Source organism: Lentibacillus kimchii, from assembly GCF_042666895.1.
In the GTDB taxonomy this organism is placed as follows: Bacteria; Bacillota; Bacilli; order Bacillales; family Amphibacillaceae; genus Lentibacillus; species Lentibacillus kimchii.
This window is the reverse complement of record NZ_JBHTGR010000024.1, coordinates 20688-41269: the sequence shown is the minus strand read 5'-3', so window position 1 is coordinate 41269 and position 20582 is coordinate 20688. Positions and strand designations below refer to the sequence as shown.

Annotated in this window: 19 protein-coding genes, 3 pseudogenes and 1 riboswitch; of the genes and pseudogenes, 4 read left to right on the top strand and 18 right to left on the bottom strand. The window is 44.0% G+C overall.

From position 1 onward, the window contains the following. Positions 1 to 193 precede the first annotated feature (193 nt). The 4 genes and pseudogenes from ACFQU8_RS09455 to ACFQU8_RS09440 form a co-directional block, all read right to left on the bottom strand. Positions 194 to 603: pseudogene (locus ACFQU8_RS09455) on the bottom strand (NAD-dependent epimerase); the annotation flags it as partial. A gap of 136 nt (positions 604 to 739) precedes the next feature. Further along, positions 740 to 1704: pseudogene (locus ACFQU8_RS09450) on the bottom strand (NAD-dependent epimerase/dehydratase family protein). Between the two features lie 21 nt (positions 1705 to 1725). Beyond that, positions 1726 to 2598: a UTP--glucose-1-phosphate uridylyltransferase GalU gene (galU, locus tag ACFQU8_RS09445; RefSeq protein WP_382359100.1), complete on the bottom strand. Its 873-nt coding sequence runs from the start codon at positions 2596 to 2598 to the stop codon at positions 1726 to 1728. Positions 2599 to 2978: 380 nt separating this feature from the next. Further along, a pseudogene (locus tag ACFQU8_RS09440) lies at positions 2979 to 3639 on the bottom strand (tyrosine-protein phosphatase). A 148-nt stretch (positions 3640 to 3787) separates the two neighbouring features. Next, positions 3788 to 3885, top strand: a riboswitch (SAM riboswitch). Between the two features lie 99 nt (positions 3886 to 3984). Here ACFQU8_RS09440 and ACFQU8_RS09435 point away from each other — a divergent pair. Continuing rightward, positions 3985 to 4725: a cyclase family protein gene (locus ACFQU8_RS09435; RefSeq protein WP_382359097.1), complete on the top strand. Its 741-nt coding sequence runs from the start codon at positions 3985 to 3987 to the stop codon at positions 4723 to 4725. A gap of 28 nt (positions 4726 to 4753) precedes the next feature. Continuing rightward, a complete protein-coding gene (locus tag ACFQU8_RS09430) occupies positions 4754 to 5878 on the top strand; it encodes a 5-methyltetrahydropteroyltriglutamate--homocysteine S-methyltransferase (protein ID WP_382359094.1) in 1125 nt (374 codons plus the stop codon). Positions 5879 to 5935: 57 nt separating this feature from the next. On the opposite strand, the gene ACFQU8_RS09425 is transcribed toward ACFQU8_RS09430, so the two are convergent. The 11 genes from ACFQU8_RS09425 to ACFQU8_RS09375 all read right to left on the bottom strand — a co-directional run bounded on the left by ACFQU8_RS09425 (position 5936) and on the right by ACFQU8_RS09375 (position 14342). Beyond that, the gene (locus ACFQU8_RS09425; protein WP_382359091.1) at positions 5936 to 7006 is read right to left on the bottom strand and encodes an acyltransferase; all 1071 of its coding nucleotides are present in this window, start codon (positions 7004 to 7006) and stop codon (positions 5936 to 5938) included. A 232-nt stretch (positions 7007 to 7238) separates the two neighbouring features. Beyond that, entirely contained in the window at positions 7239 to 7529 is a 291-nt protein-coding gene (locus ACFQU8_RS09420; RefSeq protein ID WP_382359089.1) for a hypothetical protein, read from the bottom strand. Between the two features lie 58 nt (positions 7530 to 7587). Beyond that, positions 7588 to 7878, bottom strand: a complete 291-nt coding sequence (locus tag ACFQU8_RS09415) for a hypothetical protein (protein WP_382359086.1) — start codon at positions 7876 to 7878, stop codon at positions 7588 to 7590. After that, entirely contained in the window at positions 7859 to 8008 is a 150-nt protein-coding gene (locus ACFQU8_RS09410; RefSeq protein ID WP_382359083.1) for a hypothetical protein, read from the bottom strand. The genes ACFQU8_RS09415 and ACFQU8_RS09410 overlap by 20 nt, the downstream gene beginning before the upstream one ends. A 604-nt stretch (positions 8009 to 8612) precedes the next feature. Beyond that, positions 8613 to 9248 carry a YcnI family copper-binding membrane protein gene (locus ACFQU8_RS09405; RefSeq protein ID WP_382359080.1) on the bottom strand — a complete coding sequence of 212 codons (636 nt, stop codon included), beginning with the start codon at positions 9246 to 9248 and terminating at the stop codon, positions 8613 to 8615. A gap of 27 nt (positions 9249 to 9275) precedes the next feature. Next, positions 9276 to 10895 (bottom strand): copper resistance protein CopC, encoded by a 1620-nt coding sequence (locus ACFQU8_RS09400; protein ID WP_382359077.1) that lies wholly within the window; start codon positions 10893 to 10895, stop codon positions 9276 to 9278. 30 nt (positions 10896 to 10925) lie between these two features. Beyond that, complete coding sequence (locus ACFQU8_RS09395) at positions 10926 to 11402, bottom strand: FixH family protein (RefSeq protein WP_382359074.1); 477 nt, start codon at positions 11400 to 11402, stop codon at positions 10926 to 10928. Positions 11403 to 11431: 29 nt separating this feature from the next. Further along, positions 11432 to 12016: a DeoR family transcriptional regulator gene (locus tag ACFQU8_RS09390; protein ID WP_382359071.1), complete on the bottom strand. Its 585-nt coding sequence runs from the start codon at positions 12014 to 12016 to the stop codon at positions 11432 to 11434. A 352-nt stretch (positions 12017 to 12368) separates the two neighbouring features. Beyond that, entirely contained in the window at positions 12369 to 12818 is a 450-nt protein-coding gene (locus tag ACFQU8_RS09385; RefSeq protein WP_382359068.1) for an anti-sigma factor, read from the bottom strand. 516 nt (positions 12819 to 13334) lie between these two features. Continuing rightward, entirely contained in the window at positions 13335 to 13745 is a 411-nt protein-coding gene (locus ACFQU8_RS09380) for a FixH family protein (RefSeq protein ID WP_382359065.1), read from the bottom strand. A 3-nt stretch (positions 13746 to 13748) separates the two neighbouring features. Continuing rightward, positions 13749 to 14342: an SCO family protein gene (locus ACFQU8_RS09375; protein WP_382359062.1), complete on the bottom strand. Its 594-nt coding sequence runs from the start codon at positions 14340 to 14342 to the stop codon at positions 13749 to 13751. A gap of 379 nt (positions 14343 to 14721) precedes the next feature. Here ACFQU8_RS09375 and ACFQU8_RS09370 point away from each other — a divergent pair, with 379 nt between their 5' ends. Both ACFQU8_RS09370 and ACFQU8_RS09365 read left to right on the top strand, forming a co-directional pair. Next, on the top strand, positions 14722 to 15546 hold the full coding sequence (locus ACFQU8_RS09370; RefSeq protein ID WP_382359059.1) for a cytochrome c oxidase assembly protein: 825 nt from the start codon (positions 14722 to 14724) through the stop codon (positions 15544 to 15546). Between the two features lie 113 nt (positions 15547 to 15659). Continuing rightward, complete coding sequence (locus ACFQU8_RS09365; RefSeq protein WP_382359056.1) at positions 15660 to 17867, top strand: heavy metal translocating P-type ATPase; 2208 nt, start codon at positions 15660 to 15662, stop codon at positions 17865 to 17867. Positions 17868 to 17948: 81 nt separating this feature from the next. Here the strand turns inward: ACFQU8_RS09365 and ACFQU8_RS09360 are convergent, their stop codons facing one another. The 3 genes from ACFQU8_RS09360 to ACFQU8_RS09350 all read right to left on the bottom strand — a co-directional run bounded on the left by ACFQU8_RS09360 (position 17949) and on the right by ACFQU8_RS09350 (position 20403). Beyond that, positions 17949 to 18458 (bottom strand): YfiT family bacillithiol transferase, encoded by a 510-nt coding sequence (locus tag ACFQU8_RS09360; protein WP_382359053.1) that lies wholly within the window; start codon positions 18456 to 18458, stop codon positions 17949 to 17951. A 309-nt stretch (positions 18459 to 18767) separates the two neighbouring features. After that, positions 18768 to 18920 (bottom strand): ketopantoate reductase C-terminal domain-containing protein, encoded by a 153-nt coding sequence (locus ACFQU8_RS09355; RefSeq protein ID WP_382359050.1) that lies wholly within the window; start codon positions 18918 to 18920, stop codon positions 18768 to 18770. A gap of 145 nt (positions 18921 to 19065) precedes the next feature. Then, positions 19066 to 20403 carry an L-cystine transporter gene (locus ACFQU8_RS09350; RefSeq protein WP_382359106.1) on the bottom strand — a complete coding sequence of 446 codons (1338 nt, stop codon included), beginning with the start codon at positions 20401 to 20403 and terminating at the stop codon, positions 19066 to 19068. Between the last annotated feature and the right edge of the window lie 179 nt (positions 20404 to 20582).

Below are 20582 nucleotides of genomic sequence, written 5' to 3'. Positions count from 1 at the left end.
CTGTGGGTGTGTTTTGGCTAACTCTATTCTACAGGAAAGGGTCTTCCTTTTTCTATGACCATTATTGAGTCATTGCGATTTACACAAACTATTTTACGCTCTCTAGATGATTATAATAATTCAATGACCGTAGCCTTATAAGTACATCCCCTAGAATGCATACTTACATAAAAAACAGCCATACGGTCGTTTCCTACGCCTTCCCATAATACGTAAACTTCTCCAATCCGTCCTCTATCGATGTCTCCGGCTTAAATCCAATCGCCTGATACAGCTTGTCCGTCAATGCATATGTATCCGGCACGTCACCTGCCTTAATAGGTTCATACTCTTTATTAAACTTAACCTCTCGCCCCAATGCTTTGCTCAGCGCTTTCTCCAGCGCACCAATAAATATCATGAGCCGTTCTGGACTATTATTGCCGATGTCGAAGACACGGCTCGGATCGCCATCTTCGGTTCTCTCTCGGCCGGATGACTCAGGAGGCGCTCCACGCCCATGATGATATCGTCGATGTAGGTGAAATCACGGTGAAGGTCGTTCTCAAAATCGCCATTGTTGAAGATCTTGATGGTCTTGCCGGCGTAATATTTATCCGTGAAGTTCAGCCGATAACAAGCTTCAGTAAATTAACCGTTCTTTTCATATGTGAAAAGGAAGGGCTAAATGGGCTGTCTATGACAGCTCATTTTTAATATTATTATTCTTTCAGTAAAAACGGCCATGTCGGCCGTTTTCTCATTTCTTCCCATAATACCCCACATACCACTCCGCAAATGTCTCCAGCCCGTCCTCTATCGACGTCTCCGGCTTAAATCTAATCGCCTGATCAAGCTTATCCGTCGCCGCATAAGTCGCAGGAACATCACCTGGCTTAATCGATTCATATTCCTTATTAAATTCAGCCTCACGCCCTAATGCTTTGCTCAGCGCTTTTTCCAGGGTACTGATAAATGTCATCAGTCGTTCTGGACTGTTGTTGCCGATGTTAAAGACACGGTGCGGATCACTGCCATCCTCATCTCTCTCGGGCGGATGGCTCAGCAAACGCTCCACGCCCATGATGATATCGTCAATGTAGGTGAAATCACGATACAGATCGTTCTCGAAGTCGCCGTTGTTGAAGATCTTGATCGGCTCGCCGGCGAAATACTTGTCCGTGAAGCCGAAATACGCCATGTCCGGACGCCCAAGCGGCCCGTATACCGTGAAGAAGCGCAGTCCTGTGGCCGGAATATCATATAAATGACTGTATGTATGGGCCATCAACTCATTCGACTTCTTTGTGGCAGCATACAGTGACGCCGGGTTGTCCACGAAATCCGTCTCCTCAAACGGCACCTTTTTGTTCGCCCCATAGACCGAACTGGACGAGGCATACACGAGATGCTCCACCGGATAATAGCGGCAAGCCTCCAGCAGATTGTAAAAGCCAATGAGATTGCTCTGGATATAAACATCCGGATGCTCAATCGAATAGCGCACCCCTGCCTGAGCCGCCATATTAGCGACAACATCCGGCTGGTGCTCCGCGAAAATGGCCATCAGCTTATCCTTGTTGGAGATATCTTCTTCGTAAAAAGTGAACCGTTCAAACGGCACAAGCTGATCCAGCCGGGCATGTTTTAAATTCACGTCGTAATAGTCATTGAGATTATCAATCCCAATGACGCGGCAGCCTTCATCCAGCAGTTTTTAGACAGATAGAAGCCAAGCCACCGTGATTAGTCATGTTCAGCGGCCAAACGCTTGATCAGCGCCGTGACATCATCGCCTATATCCGGATCCTTCATCGCAAACTCCAACGTTGTTTGAATAAAGCCAAATTTTTCACCAACGTCATAGCGTTTGCCTGCAAAGTCATAGGCGTAGACGTCCTGTTCCTGATTCAGCATCTGGATGGCATCAGTGAGCTGGATTTCGCCGCCGGCACCGATTTCATGTTTATCAAGATGCTCGAAAATCTTAGGCGTCAAGACGTAGCGGCCCATGATCGCCAAATTAGATGGGGCCTCATCCTGGGCGGGTTTTTCGACGAAGTAATTGACTTTGTAGCGCCGGTCTTCCTTTATATCCGGATCCACGATGCCATAGCGATTCGTTTCCTCATCGGGGACTTGCTGGACGCCGATGACAGAGCTTGCCGTTTGCTCATACTGTTCGATCAGCTGCCTCAGGCCAGGTGTTTCGGATTCGACGATATTATCACCCAGCAGGACAGCGAATGGGTCGTTGCCGATAAATTTCCGTGCGGACCAGACGGCATGTCCCAGTCCTTTTGGTTCTTTTTGCCTGATGTAATGGATATCCACGTCTGATATGTCATTAACTTTTTCGAGCAAATCATACTTTTCTTTTTGCTTTAGTGTGTATTCAAGTTCAAAGTTGCGGTCGAAATGGTCTTCAATCGCGCGTTTATGTTTGCCGGTGACGATAATAATATCCTCGATGCCTGATTCAATCGCTTCCTCGACGATGTATTGGATCGTCGGTTTATCCACGATCGGAAGCATTTCTTTCGGCATGGCTTTTGTTGCCGGCAAAAAACGTGTGCCCAGACCGGCTGCAGGGATAATAGCTTTCTTAACAGTAGCCAAACGATAACCTCCTCTAAGTCTACAATTCTTGTATAGTCTTCCTAGTATTTTTGTGTTGATCCGCTGCATGAGCGCGTTCGTTAACGCGTCCGGCATAAATTTTCTCATAAACGTCGTCGGAATGCATTTCATCGTCATTGGGCATTCCCCTATATAGTGGCTGCAGACTATTTATCGGCGAATGCGTTTTGCCCAATGCTGCTAGTCACAAATAGGGTAACAGCTTTCACAATCGCAAGCAATTCGCTGGCAGGTTTTTTGTTAAACGTGCAAGATTAATAGTACGAGAGCATCAGCAAGCATGACGTTGAGCAAACGATCTCCCCTGCATTGGAGTAATCGTACCAGGTTGGTCATGCTGTGGCATGCTCCCGCTCATTTTATTTAAACAAACCGAGAAATGACTTTTTCTTGATGGACTCAGGCGGCAGGCGGTTAACCGTTTGGCCGGCCACCAGCAGCTCGCAATTTCCGAGAAGGCCGCCGCGACGTCCGCGCCGTGCTCCTTGTCCAGCACCGCATACGCTTCCTGCAGGCAAAATCCGCGCGATGTCGTGTTATGCGCATCTGAGGCAATGAAATGCGACAGATTGGCGTTGATCAGCTGATTGGCGTATTTTTGCCGTTTTTTACCAAAATGTCCGGACAGGCAGGCAGCTGTCACCTGTGAGAGCGCGCCGTGTTTAACCAAATCCTGCAGTTCGTCTGGACGCTCCATAAGTTCGCGATTACGCTCGGGATGCACGATCACAGGGATGTAGCCCTGCACTTGTAAATCGAAAAACAATTGCTTGCTATAGCGCGGCACATGACCGGACGGTAATTCGACAAAGACATAGCTCGTCGTCTGATTCAGCGGCATAATGTCACCGGTCAGGAGCCTGTCCGCCATTTCACCGTGTATCCGCGACTCCTGCCCCGGCAAAACCGTGAGCGGTATCCCTTCCTGGGCCAGCATCTCATTAAAATCGCGGACATAGCCGGCGATCGTCTGTGGCCGTCGTCAATCCCCGGTAATATATGGCTGTGTATATCTATCATTCTATCACATCCTGCGGTGCGTGGTGCCAGGTACATAAACAATTCGCATTATTTATGTACCTGGCACCAAAAAATTTCAAAATTCTTTGTTGACTTTTTATTATAACAGATGTATTGTGGTAGTTAATAACAAAACGGAAGCAATATATTCTTATCCAGAGAGGTGGAGGGACTGGCCCTTGGAAGCCTCAGCATCGGTCTGTGACTGTGCTAATTCCAGAAGGCGTGCGGCGCTTAAGATAAGAAGAGCAAATGATCGTATTCAAGTCTCTTCTTAATTGAAGAGACTTTTTTAGTATCCTATTTGTTTTGCTTTCCGCTTTCATTTAAGGGGTGATGATCACGATGGTTAATTCGCTAATTGAGGCGTTCAATGTTTTAAAGCAGAAAAAATGGATTGATCTGACACATGCATTTGGGCCGGATTCACCGCATTTTTCCGCATTTAACGCGGCTGAATTTGAGACGCTGTTCGATCATGATGATGGCTTTTTTGCGCAAGCGTTCACCGTTCCGGGACAGTACGGAACACATATCGACGCGCCAATCCATTTTGTACCGGGGGATCAGCGTTATGTGCATGAGCTGGAGCTCCAGGAACTGGTGCTGCCGCTCATTGTGATTGATCAGTCAGCGGCGGCCGCGCGCAACCCTGACTTTACATTGAGCATCGACGATATCCGGGCATTTGAACAAGAACACGGTGAGATTGAGCCTGGTTCGTTTGTCGCGCTCCGAACTGACTGGAGCAAGCGCTGGCCAGAGCAGGATGCCTTTGAGAACAAAGATGACGCGGGCAATAGCCATATGCCGGGCTGGTCCGTTGAGGCGCTGCAGTTTTTATTCGAACAGCGCCATATTAAAGCCATCGGTCACGAGACATTTGATACCGATTCGGCTGCAGATTTCCGGAAGAATGGCGCACTTGTCGCCGAATACTACGTGCTGAATCAGGATACGTTTCAAGTGGAAGTGATGACCAATCTTGATCAGGTTCCGGCAAAAGGCGCCGTCATCTTTAATATCGTACCCAAAACCAAAGGAGCGTCCGGTTTTCCGGTACGGTCATTTGCCATTTTGCCTTAGAGAAGTATCTTTATGAGGAGGCTTAACTATGACGAACGTCACAACGAAAGCACCATTTTCAGCTGATCAGGTGGGAAGCCTGCTGCGGCCCGACCGCCTGCACGAGGCAAGAGATAATTTTGAGCAAGGCACCATTTCCGCTGAGAAGCTGCGCAGCGTTGAGAATGAGGAGATTGAACGGGCGGTTGATAAACAGCTGGAGACAGGTTTGCCAGCTGTTACGGACGGGGAATTTCGCCGCCGATTTTTCAATTTTGATTTCATGGAAAACTTGAACGGGTTTGAGGCCTATATTCCGGAGCAAGGCGCTGATTTTAATGGTGAAAAGGTGGAAAAACACGGTATCCGGAACACCGGTGAGATTTCGTTTAATCCGGATCATCCTTTTGTACAAGATTTAAAAGATCTGATAGCCATTGTCGACGGGCGTGCTGAAGTTAAATTCACCCTCCCGAGTCCGAATCTGTTCTTTAATGACGGTACGCGGAATCCTGCCATATATCCGGATCTGGAGAGCTATGCAGATGATCTGATCAAGACGTATCAGAAGGCGATTCAGACATTTTATGATGCCGGGCTCCGCTATCTGCAGCTTGACGATGTCTATATATCGGGACTGGCGGCAGACTATGTCCCATGGAATGCGGATCCAGGCGAGCAGCGTGGCGCGTTGATTGATCTGGCTGTTCGAGTGCTGAATGAGAGTCTCGCCTATAAGCCGGACGACTTAACCGTGACCGTTCATATGTGCCGCGGCAACTACCGCTCATCATGGGCCTATGAAGGCGGCAGCTACGACCGGATCGCACCCAACGTTTTTGCCGAAGCCAACGTCGATGGATTCTTCCTGGAATACGATGATGAGCGCTCCGGTGGTTTTGAACCGCTGGCCTACATTCCGGAAGGCGGCCCGCGCGTCATCCTTGGGCTGGTCACCTCTAAATCGGGCGAGCTGGAAAACCGCCAAGACGTGATCGCTCAAGTGCATGAGGCAGCCCGCTACGTGCCGCTCGAGCAACTGGGATTAAGCCCGCAGTGCGGATTCGCCTCTACCCATCACGGAAACAAACTGACCGAAGAACAACAATGGGCTAAACTGGCCTTTGTCGCCGATACCGCGAAAGAAATCTGGAGAGATGCTGCTAACAAGTAACAAGTGCCAGGTACATACACAATTGTAAATATTCGGAACAGTGTATGTACCTGGCACCTAAGAAGCTAGTTTCTTGCCGTTCTGTAATAGGTTATAAAAGATAAAAGCCAGTAAAAGTACGATTGGTGTGATTATCACTTTCCATAGAAGCCAATCTTCCACCATGGTCAATCCCATTCGGTGCATCAGAATGTGAATAGACGCCATAATAAACACATGTGACACATAAATACCCACTGCCTTCGCACCGATTTTAGCCATAACGGAACCCTTTCCCATCTGATTATGTTTGATAACCAGCAAAAATAGTACGATCACCAATGGAATAGTTGAGATAAAATAATTTTCTGCTTTGCCGTCGTACACTTGTAATGTGATAAATCCCTCCAGTATTTGCACGCATGAAAGAATGCCAAGCCAAATAACAGCAGAACGGGTCGGCATCTTTCGCGCAAAGCTGGCGAAGACTGGATACTTGGCCATCATGCCGCCAAGCGTTACATAAAATAACGCAAAAAAGATACCGTCTCGCGTGTTAAAGGGTATATCGAAAAGAAACGAATAGGACTGACCAAATAAACCGATTAGATGCAGTCCGATACTCACAACGAATAATACCCGTATTAATCGCATTTGAATGAACAGGAATAAAATAAGTATCGCCCATATAAGTGCTGGCAAAAACCATAAATGATAGACTGGCCAGCCGTCGCCAAGGTATATAAAGCTCCATAGGCTGAAATGGTCGATATAATTTGTAAACATATTCCATAATGCAGCACTGTTTTTTTCTGTCTCAATAAAATTGACAGCTAGCTCAAACAGAAAATAAAAGATAAACCATGCTAGATACAGCTTGATCAGTTTACGAATATATTTTTTAGCATACTGAACCTGTTCCGCATTTTTATTGTCTCGCTGAATTGTGTTCAGCTTCTGTACAAATAAATAGCCTGATGCTGCAAAGAAAAAAGGCACCGCAAATCGTGCCAATGTGTTAATGATAAAGTTAGCATCATCACCATCTATTATGCCAAGATGAGCACCCTGAACTGCTTTCGTGTGGATGGCCACCACAAAAAGAATGGCAAAGCCCTTCACATAGTCAATCATGTTGTTACGTTCCATTGTTTCTCCCTCTAATGTATATCGGATGAGTCATCTGTATTATCTTGAGTCCTTTGTTAGCTTTTGCTTCGCTATAGGGCTTTAATCGAATAATATTTAACGACCGGCATTCTATCATGAAAATACAGCATGTACCGTTACAAAAACATTAAAAATATATAACACCATTTAGGGATGATGCGTGCACGGCTTAATGAGCAGGCTATAAATTATGTACAGCAAGAAGGCTGTTTCACCTTCTTAGCTGTTTTTTTACTTTTACCTGGGATAGATCATTACGGCTTCTTATAGGGTGGTGTTTTCCATCTTTCATGGTTAAGTCATCTAATTCGCTTACAGCAGACTCAAATTCGCTGTTAGACATTTGGTTTGTAGCTAAAAGTGAGCATAGCATGGCATACGCAATCGGCGTTGTATCAACATTAACGTCGACATCGACATTTGAATTACCACTATAGTCAATTGAGGATTGCTGGTCATTTGTGACATCTATTGGTCTTACATTGTCTTGAGCATGTTCCAATATACTCCCCCCTTATGAGAAGCAGTAGTGAGGTAATAAATAACCCCACTACTACCGATTAATGGCAGTCGTTGCGTTTGTAGCGATGATTTTTACGTTTGCGGTGATGATGGTTTTTACATTTGTCTTGATGATGGTTTTGATGGTTTTTACGTTTATTATCATCTGTATTAACATCAACATAAGAATTACCACTTCTCGTGATCCTGGCACTATTAAACTTGCGATTTCTGCTCTTTAAGTCACTGTCGTTATCGACATGATGGTTATTATCACAGTCACAATCAGCGTTTGATTGCGAAAAAGCAAACTTCTGGTTCCCGTCCTGATCAAACTTTTTCTTCCACATATATTTTCCCTCCTTTATTTTCAATATACGTTACTATATTCATGAGCAGCTTTAATGAGCTGGCTCTTGTCTTAAACAATTCGCCGGTTTTTTTGTTTGCTATGATACGAGTCACATCCATTAACAGCATGCGCTGTCTCTAAATTAAAAAAGCCTGTCTACTCTAAGACAGGCGATTCACTCAATGCAATAGAGATCACTGTTTTTATCAACCACAGCCAGCAAGGGCCTAATTGAATACCGAAAAGTTTTAAGATATTGGCATATATCAGACCACCCGTTACAAAATAAGTGGCAAGTACAACCATAAACCTTGATCAAACGTTTGATCAAAGTACTAAAATTCCGTCATGCCCTGGTTCAGGCATTCAAGGGGATTATTTTGAGGTTGTATGCATCAGTCGTCGTTCTCGTTTATTATGTTTGATTTAGCAATAAGCACGGAATGATCTGTGTCGTTCTTCCTGCGTTCGTCATGCGTATGGGTGAAATCGCATGCCGTTCGAACGGCCGAGAGTCCCGGTGACAGAAAAAGCACGCGAGGACGCTGAAAAACGCGCGAACACCTAGAGGCCTGTCACGACCCGAATTTATAACTACTCTCCTGTTAGGTGACAGGTACATAAACAAAACAATTTTTCTATATAAAATGACTCAAATCCTGCCATCCATCACAACAAAAAAGGGATGCTAAACCATACGTGATTGGCATCCCTCATGAAACTATCCGGATTTCAGGAACGTTTACGGAACAAGCTAATGACTGCCAACAAAATGGCGACAGCGCTAAGGGTGATCGGCAGCCAGTTGCTGCCGCCTGACGTTGTACTCGCTTCATCGGTATTGTCGTCAGCTTGGGTCGCGTCACTCGAATCATTGTCATCACTATGCTGAGCGGTCGCGTCACCTGACACAACCTTGGTGACGGGAGCTGGCTCGTCTGAATCAGGGCCGCCGTCCCATTCCACGACGGAGCCGTCTTCATACGTTTGGTAGGCGTTCCAGCTCACGTCAGTCGGCTCGCTGGGGTTGGTCACGACCATATTGAATTCGGTAAATTCATTGGGGCCAACACCACCATCCGTTGCTTCCCAGGTAACGGATGTAATAACGTCATCGTCGTCTTTTTCCAGTTCATAATCCCAGCCTTCTTTCGGCATGACACTAACCAGATCAGCCTCTTCCGGAACGTCCAGTTCTAATTTGGTTGTATTCATATCCTTTTCGACTGGAACACGCACAGTGTATTTCGCCCAAGCGTCGGTTGAGCTCTTTTCCGGGTGGAGTGTCACGTGGGCACTTGCAGCGGGTGCTGTCAGAAACAGTGCCAGTAATACCACGAGTGGTGCGATCCATTTTTTATGTGTCATATCATTACCTCCATAAGTGTATTTGTTTTAATCTCCTTGACCAGCCATATAGACGTCATCTTCCCATTTGACTTTCTCATGATCCGAGTATGTCGCTGTCATTTCCAAATGCCATGTGCCGGACATCGAAAATGGCAGCTCGGCCGTGTAGTTTCCTTCATCATTTTCTTCAGCCTTTATGTCATCCGAACCCATGTCATGCTGCGGCATGGTGACTTTTGCCTCGACGCTTTCGGGCTGTTCGCCGTCCAATTCGGGAATCGACGCGGTCATGGTCCGGTCGCCTGTCTGCAGCTCATCAATATGGATCTCAGCTTCTTGATTATCGGTCACTAAGGTTTCATCATACGTTTCGACCGAAATCGGATAAGCAATCTGGCTCAGCCATACGCCTAGTATCATAACAGCCAGACCGACCAGCCATTCTGTCCGGACCAAACGTCTGGTTGTGAACGTTTGTCTTTTTCGCCATTTCAAAGTTTGGTATAAGGCCAAGCCTCCCATAACCATAGTTAATAAAACTTTCGCGATGACGACGCCGCTCCATGTTTTCCAGTCGGTGAACACAGCTGTGATACCGGTCTGGAGATAGACCATAACCACACCTGATATAACAACCAGTGCAGAAGCCGCGATCATCTTGTAAACAAAGAATGGTCTGAACGCTTGCCAGTCAACCGACGTTTTCTGCCGCTTTTCTGAAATAACCAGCAACATCACATAAGCTAAGGCACCCAGCCATAAAGCCATGGCCAATAGATGAAAGATACGCGGAATGAGAGCTATAATCGGATCCTTCATGCCCCATACATGGCCGCCAAACGCGAGTGTCACCGCCAGCAGGAGCCAGAGTGCCAAATACCAGCCGCGCTCCATGCCTGGAATAACCAGCAGAATCAGGAAAAGCAGCTGCGCGAAGAGCATCAGGATAAACGGAAATTGCCCTAACAGTTCCCATCTGCCGTTCAGGATCACTTGGATGATGCCCGGCGGAAGTGACAGACTATAGGTGACGAGTTCCGCCATCGTCCCGAGGAACAGGAGAGTGGCTCCGATATAGCGCCGTTTGCTCCAGAGCACATCAATTCCGGGAAAACCTTTTCGTTCCGCCAGCCACGCAAACCAGAACAGACCAGCACCGAGCAGAATGAGCACTTCGGGGATGATTCGTGAGGCGATGAGCGTCCCTTCCGTCCCATTGCTTTCATCAACCGTATTGACGCCGCTTTCGGTTGCCTCACCAACCGAAAAGGCATATGTACCACTAACGGGATGCCCGTCGGCCGAGACAGCGTCCCAGTTAACCGTGTATGTCCCGTTGTCCAGTTCCGGGAGCGAAAATGTCAGTTTAGGTGATTTTTCCTCCTCATTATCAGGATTGCCTGTGAAAACGGGCTGGGCGTTAACATCATAAACGTTGACCATAGCCAGATCGTGCTCGACCGGTTCGTTAAAGCGCAGCATCAGCTCCGATGGCGGTTTGTCTGCCACCACGTCCTCCGCAGGCTCCATTTCCACCAAAGTGGCATGCGCCTCGGCGGCGGGCGTGTAGGACAATAGTATGAAAAATGCCATGAACAGGACGATCAGGTTGGCTAAATGAGACTTTTTGGCGTACAGCCTCCTCAAGTCGACGCGATCTGTCATATCCACCGCTCCTTTGTTGTACTCTTGATGTTACTCATCGTTATCGCTTCCATCTTCGTTTTCATGCTTCTTGTCCTCTTTAGCTTTGTCGACATCTTCTTCAGTCGCATCCCCGACAGCGATATAGCGTTTCGGCATGGTGTGCAGATCGCGCGCTGATGTATGAGCATATACTTCGTAGACACCGTCATCGTCGAAAGATACGTCTGTTGTATAGGTCCCGTCTTCATTATTGTCGCCTTTTACGAATGTGCTGTTATCTTTGTCACCCTTCTTCCAGTATTCAAATCTCATCTCCTCGGCATCCGTTACTTTGCTATCGCCATAGGTAACGTTGGCTTTTAATTCAAAGGTTTTATCGACATCTACTGTCTTAGGCGGCTCAAAATCGACCTTCAGCATTTTGACGTCATCCATATCGACTGATTCATTATCATCGTCGTCGCCGCACGATGCCAACAGTGCCAAAGGTATTAGCAATAGAACGAGCGAAAGTTTATTGTTCATAGTTTAACCCTCCCATTAATAACTTCATTTTAGTCATCATCACAGCACTCGGAATGCTCAAACATTTGCTGATAGACCGTGTCCATGGCTTCGCGGAAACCATAAACGGTTCCACCAAATCCGTTAACAAATTTCCTGGCATCCGCTCCGTTAGCGAATGTGAGAACTTGTGGCTGACAACAGGCAACGTTCAACGTCGTATCCATGACAAACCAGGTTAGCGAAGCACTGATGGTTGTATTCAGGAAAAAATCATAGCAAATCGCATGGGATACCTCTTGACCCAACTGACGATGCCTCAGCAAGCCGCAATGCGCGCAGCAAGCCGATTCAATCTCGCCGCCGGGCAGAATTAAATGATAGACCATGTTCGAACGATTCGGTTTGTAACAATAGACACAATTGTTCGGATCACTTAATGTTTGATAATTCTTTTCGATAAGTGACATGCCGCCCGAAAATTTGCTGATCAGGCCTTCCTCAACCAAAGGATTAAGATCACGATGAATAGTCATTTCAGAAACGTTAAATCGCTCACTCAGCTCACTAATCCTTAGTGTCTTGTTCATCTGAATCAGTTGTTTAATCTGTTCCTGCCTCTCAATCGGAAACACCTCGTCGCCTCCTTCGTTTGCCTTGCTTTAGGATCACTATAGCCAATATAACACGTCAAAATACCAATATGTGTGACATAAATGTTAAAATTTATTATATATAACATGATTTAACATTGGAGGGGTGCCTGTCACGACCCGAAGTTTGTCGAACTTCGTTTACGCTCCTGTTGAAATGAATGCGTATCATGCAGAAAGTCATGATTTACTTGAAAAAATACCCTTACATCCTAACAAGCCAAAAAGTTAGCTAACCATTGTCACATCGTTTATATTAACGCGGAAGAAAAAAGTAACTGCTACCTATCTTTAAAGGAAAACAGTTACTTTTTATTTAAAAACTGCTCATCTGTTAAACGATCGCCCAAAGCGACGATGCGCTCGTTGATGCACGCCAGCATATTAATAGAATTTTTGCTCGGTATTCACCTTTTTCATTATCCGAGAATTCTGCTATTCCTTGCTTTTGTATGTCAGTCTTATGATCCCACCGCTTTTTTCCTTCCGGCTGGGTATCATCCAGTTTTGGATCCTTTGTAATGCCGGTTTGGTCAAAATCTTCATCTTGAGATAGCATATGTGTCAACGCTCCTGACCCAGATTCATCTGTATTAAATATACCTGCATTCAAACGTTTGCCATCTTTTAACAACCACACTTGATAAGTTTCTGTACCTTCCAGCTTAGGCAATCCATCGACTTGAACTATCAGCTTTTTAGTGTTGTTGTGCTGCACAACATACGCATAACCGTCCGTTTCGTGCATTTGGCTGTTAGCGGGTCTCAAATGGAGCGACGTCATAATTTCAGCTTGCTGGCTGCTTGCACTTTACTGTTGGATTCCTGACTGTATATTGACATATGTCAAAATGGTCGCAACTGCAAACAAAAGAATAACAAGACCCGATGTCAATGGCGTAAACGGTAAGCATGCAGAACTGACTTTCTGGGTCTTGAAACAGAATCCCTTTCCGTTCAGGAGGATCCCAAATTCCTCCTTTCATCATGGCTTGAATGAAGTCGGGAATAAGGCCTGCCAGTACATAGAGCAATGTGCTTTTGCTAGGAGGTTGTCTCTCTCTATATACTGCAAATGAAGGTCACTGCAACCGGCGTATGAAATAGTACTCATGATTCCCACCGCACTTTTTGAGTGGACAGCACAATTTCATAACTATTTAAACTGTCCGATGTCTTGCAAATGCTGCATCAGCGTAATTTCCTTTTTTGCTTGAATCGAATCTGGTTTCATTAACTTAGCCATCACGTCTGCATCCTGATGATCACCTTTAGCATGGGTCTTTTCAGCGTTCCCTACCTAAAACTCCTGTTTCGGCATGGCGTGACTGTCCCGGGCTGTTGTGTGTGCAATAACCTTATAAGTACCCTTGTCATTAAAAGTATGTTTCAGTGCATAAATGCCTTTCCCTTTATTTTCAGGTTCAAACTTTTCCGATGTATCCTGATTTTCGCCCTTCCAAATTTCAAATTGGACCTCATCTGCGTCAGCAACGTTTTCGTCACCTTTTGTTACTTTTGTTTTAATGGTTCCTTCTTTTCCAGTGTGGAAGGCATCTGCTTTTGTTAAAAATTCTACTTCTAATGGCTTTAAAGACTCTTCTGCTTCCTCATCATTTTTAGAATTGTTTGCGTTATCATCATTGGTACTACTGCAAGCTGCCAGAAACATAAGTGAACATGCAGTGATTAATACGAGTAATCTTTTCATTGGTTAGTCACCTTTCGAATTTAATATTTTCACATGGTCAACTATTTTGTCATAAGGCACATCCGAATAGCCGTCATACTGTTTAACAATGGTGCCCTGCTGATTAACCAGAAAAAACCTTGTTCCATGTGAGACTTGATCTGATCCTTTCGGTGGCTTTCCAACGGCAGATTTAAATGATGATTCGGAAAGATCCTTCACATAATCAAAACCGTAATCACCCAAAAAAGACCAATTTGATAAATCCCCTCCACGTGATGAAATATATTTTTTCCGTATGTCTTGTGTATCACGCTCCGGGTCAACACTAAATGAAACCACTTCAACCGAAGCATTAGCTTCATTCAATTTTTCCTGGAGTTTCGCCATGTTGGCTGTCATTGGCGGACACACTGTCGTACAGCCTGTGAAGATAAAGTCAGCAATCCAAACTTTCCCCTTAAGATCAGCTAATGAAACGGTATCTCCACCCTGATCCGTCGCTTCAAACTTTTGGACATCCCAGTCCAGCTTGTCGGAGATTGTCTTTTCACTGCTGCATGCCGAGCCTATTATGATTAGTAACAGATAAGTTGTAAATAATAGTATTCGTTTCAATCTTACCCGCCTCCTTAACTCGCCTTTTTTAATATGAATCTCTCTGACATATTTGTCACAATCGCACACAGTAAGCAGAATCACCTGTATATTCTCAACCGCATAACTTGTTTGTTATTGTATAACACATTACATCATAAACTAACATCGATAATATAGTTTATTGAATAATTATTCAATAACATTTATGTGAAAACTCTATGACATTTCCTGTTATAACAAGTAATAAGCAGGTTATTGCTTCCTGTTACCACTAGTGTTATACTATGATATGATTAAACATTTTATAATATTTTAAATTTTTATATAAATATTATAAAAAGGGATTCTTTAACATACTTTATAATTTCAGAAAAAGATTAAAGGAGGAGATTTGTATTTGATTGAATACTTTCAATTATTGCTGGGCGATCAATTGGAATGGGGATATCCTCTGTTGGGGTTCCTTTGTTGTATAGCCATTTCATATGTTTTTCTGGTAAAACGCTATACGCAACTGAAATTGAGGAACATGAAGCCCCTTCTTTTTCTTGTTGGTTTAGGATTATTATACATCACAGCCGGCAGCCCTTTGGCAGATATTAGTCAACTATCATTAAGTTTACACATGACACAAATGAGCGTCCTTTATTTTCTAATCCCACCTATTCTTTTCTTAGGTATCCCCGATCAACTGTTTAACCATGTGTCTCAAGTTCTTAAATCGAATAGAATCAGCAAGCTTTTCTTTGCCCCTAAGATAGCGCTTTATGTTTTTGCTGCATTATTCTTTATGTACCACCTTCCATTTGTAATAACGATTCTTTCAAAAAGTGCACCAATACACAGTGGCTATATATTCGTTTTATTCCTGTTATCTTTGGGGATGTGGTGGCCTATCGCAGCCCCAGATTCTAATCAGCGGCTTTGCAGAAGCGAAATGAAACGTTATGCCTTTTTAAGCGGGATTATTCTAATGCCGGCATGCTTATGGCTGATCCTATTGGCCGTTATTGATATGGGAAACAGTTCTTCTATTAGTCAAACCACTGCTCCATACTGCTCCCCTTCACAAGCCGATTCATTCAGCTTGCTACCTTTCCCCTTTAACACAAAATTTGATCAATTGATGGCAGGAATCGTTATGTTAGGGTTGCACAAAACAGGATTGATGGTGACATTTAAGTTAGGGGACAAATTCAGACCTTCCGCCCCAAGCTCATAACAGAAGCGATCCACATTTTTGCAGTCTGCTCAGCTAGACTGCTTTTTTATATGTTCTAAATGTATTTTATTTAAAATACAATACAGTACAGTGTTTAAAAAGGTGGTACTAAGATGGAAGAAACCAATTACCTGGTAATCTCAGGAATGCATTGTGCTGCTTGTTCTGCAAGAATTGAGAAAGTCGTTTCTAAGATAGATGGGGTAGCCGAAATAAACGTTAATTTAACAACTGAAAAGGGCCGTGTCACACTTAACACAAATCAGACAAGCATGGCAGCTATCATCAGTAAAATTAATAAAATTGGTTTTGAAGCTAAGGAAATCGATAAAAGGGACAACCAATCGAATCATCAAAAACAAAAGGAAATCAAAATTCTTCAATGGAAGTTTATAGTTTCGGCATTACTCACTTTTCCATTAGCCTGGGCCATGTTTGCACATTTTAACTGGGCTTCTTCTATGTATGTGCCAACGTTATTGACCAACCCGTTTTTTCAGCTTGCCATCACGATTCCCATCCAGTTTATAATAGGATTTCCATTTTATGAAAGGGCCTGGAAAGCCATAAAAGGCGGCAGCGCCAACATGGATGTTTTAGTTGTATTAAGTACATCAGCAGCTTTCTTCTATAGTCACTATATAACGTTTGTGTCTTTTTCTGTGCCGTCCCCAGGACATCCGACATTATATTTCGAAACAAGTGCTTTTATTATTACATTTATTCTATTGGGTAAGTTATTGGAAGCAAAAACGAAATTGCGGACGACTGAGGCTGTCAAAAAACTTTACCAATTACAAACCAAAACAGCAACATTATATAAAGATGGACAGGAATTTAAAGCGCCTGTTGATCAACTATCACCAGGTAATATCCTTATCGTTAGGCCCGGTGAAAAGGTTCCAATCGATGGACGAGTCATCAAAGGGAATTCCACGATTGATGAGTCTCTTTTAACCGGTGAAAGTATACCAGTAGAAAAAAACGCTGATAAATCAGTGTATGCAGGAACTGTCAATCAAAATGGTCTGCTAACCATAGAGATTACAAAGCGAAATTCAGAGACGGTTTTATCGCAAATCATTGATGTTGTAGAGGAGGCACAAGCTTCCAAAGCACCTATACAGCAAATAGCCGATAGAGTCACAGGCGTTTTCGTACCAATTGTTATCGTCATCGCATGTATGCCATTAGTAGCATGGTATACAGATTTTCTGGAGATGCCGTTTAACGAAGCTCTGGAAAAAGTCATTGCTGTTTTAATCGTAGCGTGTCCATGTGCCCTCGGTCTGGCCACACCAACATCCATTATGATTGGAAGCGGACGGGCTGCGCAGTTAGGAATCCTATTTAAGGAGGGGAAGCATTTAGAATTATTAGGTAACTGCAAAACCTTAATTCTAGATAAAACAGGGACTCTTACCAAGGGATTCCCTCACATAACAGACATTTACGTTGACCATTTCAGCGAAAATGCATTTTTGGAAACAATCGCTGCGGTCGAAAATGATATCGAGCATCCTGTAGCAAAAGCCATTGTCAATAAGGCAAAAGCGAAAATGCATGCGATTCCTAAAGCATCTCAAGTGGTCACTCTCCCGGGTTATGGTGTACAGGCTTATGTACACGGAAAAAAAGTAAAAATTGCTAACGCCAGGTACTTTATAAAAAACGATCATCCCCTCCCGCAAAAAGCATACCAGCTGATGACACAGATGGAGGCAGAAGGAAAAACAGTCATGATAGCATTTATCAATTCCCGTTTTGCCGGAATAGTAGCTGTTGCAGATGACATGAAGACTTCTTCCGCGACTGCCATTTCCCGTTTAAAACAACTGGGATTCGATATAAGCATGCTGACAGGTGATAATACAAGTGCAAGCAAGGTCATTGCGAAAAAAGCGGGTATAGATAACTATCAAGCAGAGGTATCTCCACAAGATAAAGCGGCTAGTATCACGCAATTACAGCAAAACGGCAGTACTGTTCTAATGGCAGGTGATGGCATTAATGATGCTCCTTCCCTTGCTGTTTCTGATGTCGGAGCAGTCATTGGGACGGGATCAGATATTGCAATTGAATCCGGAGATGTCACGATTATCAAAGGTGATTTGAATCGACTGGTTGATGCTATCCTGATCAGTAAAAAAACAATGCGGAATATAAAGCAAAACCTGTTTTGGGCGTTTCTATACAATATTATCATGATACCCTTTGCCATGATTGGTGTGCTAGCTCCTTGGCTCGCCGGAGCAGCCATGGCTTTAAGTTCGGTGTCCGTTGTTTTAAATGCGCTCAGACTAAAAACTGTCCCACTCTGAAAAACATAGGACAGTTCCTGTGTTTCTTTTTCTGTAAACACAGGAACTGCGTGCCTGGCACGACCCGAAGTTTGTCGAAACTCAATGGGATAGAGCAATCTTGATATGGGCTAGGTGGTGTTCTTCGTGCCAGGCCAGTTTCGCGACTTTGGTGGCAACGGTTGTCTCGCCCTTTCCCCGGAGTGTAAAAGCCCGGTCAAGCTGGTCTTCTGTTAAACGGGATCCTAACGCGACGATGCGTTCGTTGATACCTTCCAGCATGTTAAGCGAACTGTCGACAGGCAGCTCCGTATCCGGCTGAACAGCCCACTTTTCCTGGTCAAAATCAGGGACGGTTGGATTGTCATCGGTCAGCGCCATTTTCAAACGCTGATACATGTTCAGCTGCGAATCGGCAATGTGATGGACAAGCTGACGAACGTTCCAGCTACCCTCACGGTATGTTTTCGCTAATTCCTCGTCACTTAAGGAGCCAGCAGTCTCTCTTAGTCTGCTCGTGTACGTTTTGATTTCATTCAGCCATTCCTCAATATGTTCTAATGACACTGTTTCAGGAACTTGCAATTCCCCAATTGGAAATCTGACACTCATTTATATCACCTCGGAAGAATTTTGTTCACCTCATATTATTATAACATAGCATATAATTGTTCCAGAGAATGATCCGTGCCAGTATCCATGCCTTGCAAATAGCCAATACTGTGCCGGTACATTATATCCAGCAGGTGCCTGTCACGCCCGGATAATATGGACGTTTATCATTTCTGACAATAACCATAAAAATAACCCCTCATGCACTTTAGCAAATATGTGAGGGATTATTTCTCTGGTAACCACAGTCTAAATGGTAGTATTTAATGATACTTTTATATTACTGATGTTAAAATATGCGGTGACTAATTAAACCGTGCTATCGAAGCTTGATCCATTTTCATACGGCTTTAACAATGCATAGATGGATCGCATGAACGGAAGCGTCAAACCTTTTTCTTTCGCCATATTCAGTGCACCGCCATGAAGATTCTCGACCTCAATTGGCTTTCCTTTTTGCAAATCCTATAACGCCTCCCCTGACTGATCCCTAGTCAATCAGTCAATCGTTTCAATCCGTATAGGTATTTCTGTGATAGGCTTTGATTGTATCTATTATAGATGTTCGAACGCCTCATCAAATAATAGTCAAATTCCATCAATTATCTTAGCTTGATAGACGCTGTTCCTGACCTACTTGGTTTTCTTTTTCATTATAAATCGTTTTATCAAGGTTATTTGTTATTTTCCCTGTCAACACACCTGATAACATACCGCCGCTAACATTTAATGCTGTACGCGCCATATCAATAAGCGGTTCTATCGAAATAAGCAGCCCGACAATAGCGATAGGCAGATTCAGCGTTGATAAGACGATAATCGAAGCAAAGGTTGCTCCACCGCCAACTCCTGCAACACCAAATGATCCTATAGCCACAACAATCAGTAACATCGCAATAAATCCAGGCGTGAAAGGATCAATACCTGCTTCAGGTGCAACCATAACCGCTAACATGGCAGGATATATGCCAGCACATCCGTTTTGTCCAATCGTGACACTAAAAGCTCCGGCTATATCGGCAACACCATTTGAAACGCCGAAATTTTTCTTTTGTGTTTCGATATTAAGAGGTAAGGTCCCCGCACTGGAACGAGACGAGAATCCCATTATGAGTGCTGGCATTCCTTTTCGAATGTACGTCATTGGATTTAAGCCCGCAAAACGAATGATCAGCATATGAACGAGGAACATAAGAATGATGGCCAAATACGACGCGATAATAAATAACCCCAGATTCACAAATGTCGATATATCACTTGTCGCAGCCTTATTGGCTATTAATCCAAGAATGCCATATGGCGTCAGACGCAATACGATCGTTACAACTCTCATCACAATATGAAAAATGGATTCAATCCCTGCCCCGAATTTTTCTGCTTGATCGGGCTGCTTTCTTCTAATACCCATATACGCTATGCCAACTATAATTGAAAATATAACAACGGCAATGACTGACGTACTTCTTTCCCCAGCAAAATCGTAAAATATATTATTGGGAACCATATCCACAATCATTTCCGGCAGTGATCTATCCTCTATATCGCCTGCCCTATCTTCAATGCCTGCGATAGCTTCTGCTTCTTCATCACCTTTTGTAAATTCAAGACCTTTTAGTTCAAAAATACCAGCAGACGCAACACCTATTGCCCCTGCTATGATAACTGTTCCAACTAAGACACCTACGGATATGCCACTAATTTTTCCAAAGCCTTTTGTGAATTTAGAACTCGTAAAGGCTCGCAAAAGCGAAAAGAAAACAATAGGCATGACTAACATTTGCAATAAGGATACGAAGCCATTACCAGCGATATTAACCCAATCCATGGCACTGGTAACGATGTCTGAAGTCGGTCCATACAAAAGCTGGACAATAAGCCCGAAAACGATACCAACGACTAACGCGAGTAAAACGCGTTTTCCAAATGAAACATGCTTCCTTTGCATTTTGAACAAGCCGTAACAAATGAGCAAGAATACGGCAAGAATGATCAAAACGTGAAATACCGCCACTATTAAGTCCCCCTCATGAACAATCATTCACTCTCAGATTCCAAATCTTTTGTCTGTACCTGCTAAATGATTCAGCGAAAAATCAACAGTTAATACAAGCACAAAAACCTTCG

What these genes read in the sequence shown, in the direction of transcription:
- ACFQU8_RS09380 (WP_382359065.1), bottom strand. Translation starts at nt 13,745, where the DNA reads ATGAAAAGATTACTCGTATTAATCACTGCATGTTCACTTATGTTTCTG.
- ACFQU8_RS09415 (WP_382359086.1), bottom strand. Translation starts at nt 7,878, where the DNA reads ATGTGGAAGAAAAAGTTTGATCAGGACGGGAACCAGAAGTTTGCTTTT.
- ACFQU8_RS09405 (WP_382359080.1), bottom strand. Translation starts at nt 9,248, where the DNA reads ATGACACATAAAAAATGGATCGCACCACTCGTGGTATTACTGGCACTG.
- ACFQU8_RS09365 (WP_382359056.1), top strand. Translation starts at nt 15,660, where the DNA reads ATGGAAGAAACCAATTACCTGGTAATCTCAGGAATGCATTGTGCTGCT.
- ACFQU8_RS09425 (WP_382359091.1), bottom strand. Translation starts at nt 7,006, where the DNA reads ATGGAACGTAACAACATGATTGACTATGTGAAGGGCTTTGCCATTCTT.
- ACFQU8_RS09430 (WP_382359094.1), top strand. Translation starts at nt 4,754, where the DNA reads ATGACGAACGTCACAACGAAAGCACCATTTTCAGCTGATCAGGTGGGA.
- ACFQU8_RS09395 (WP_382359074.1), bottom strand. Translation starts at nt 11,402, where the DNA reads ATGAACAATAAACTTTCGCTCGTTCTATTGCTAATACCTTTGGCACTG.
- ACFQU8_RS09385 (WP_382359068.1), bottom strand. Translation starts at nt 12,818, where the DNA reads ATGACGTCGCTCCATTTGAGACCCGCTAACAGCCAAATGCACGAAACG.
- ACFQU8_RS09360 (WP_382359053.1), bottom strand. Translation starts at nt 18,458, where the DNA reads ATGAGTGTCAGATTTCCAATTGGGGAATTGCAAGTTCCTGAAACAGTG.
- ACFQU8_RS09410 (WP_382359083.1), bottom strand. Translation starts at nt 8,008, where the DNA reads ATGCTGTTAATGGATGTGACTCGTATCATAGCAAACAAAAAAACCGGC.
- ACFQU8_RS09400 (WP_382359077.1), bottom strand. Translation starts at nt 10,895, where the DNA reads ATGACAGATCGCGTCGACTTGAGGAGGCTGTACGCCAAAAAGTCTCAT.
- ACFQU8_RS09350 (WP_382359106.1), bottom strand. Translation starts at nt 20,403, where the DNA reads ATGCAAAGGAAGCATGTTTCATTTGGAAAACGCGTTTTACTCGCGTTA.
- ACFQU8_RS09435 (WP_382359097.1), top strand. Translation starts at nt 3,985, where the DNA reads ATGGTTAATTCGCTAATTGAGGCGTTCAATGTTTTAAAGCAGAAAAAA.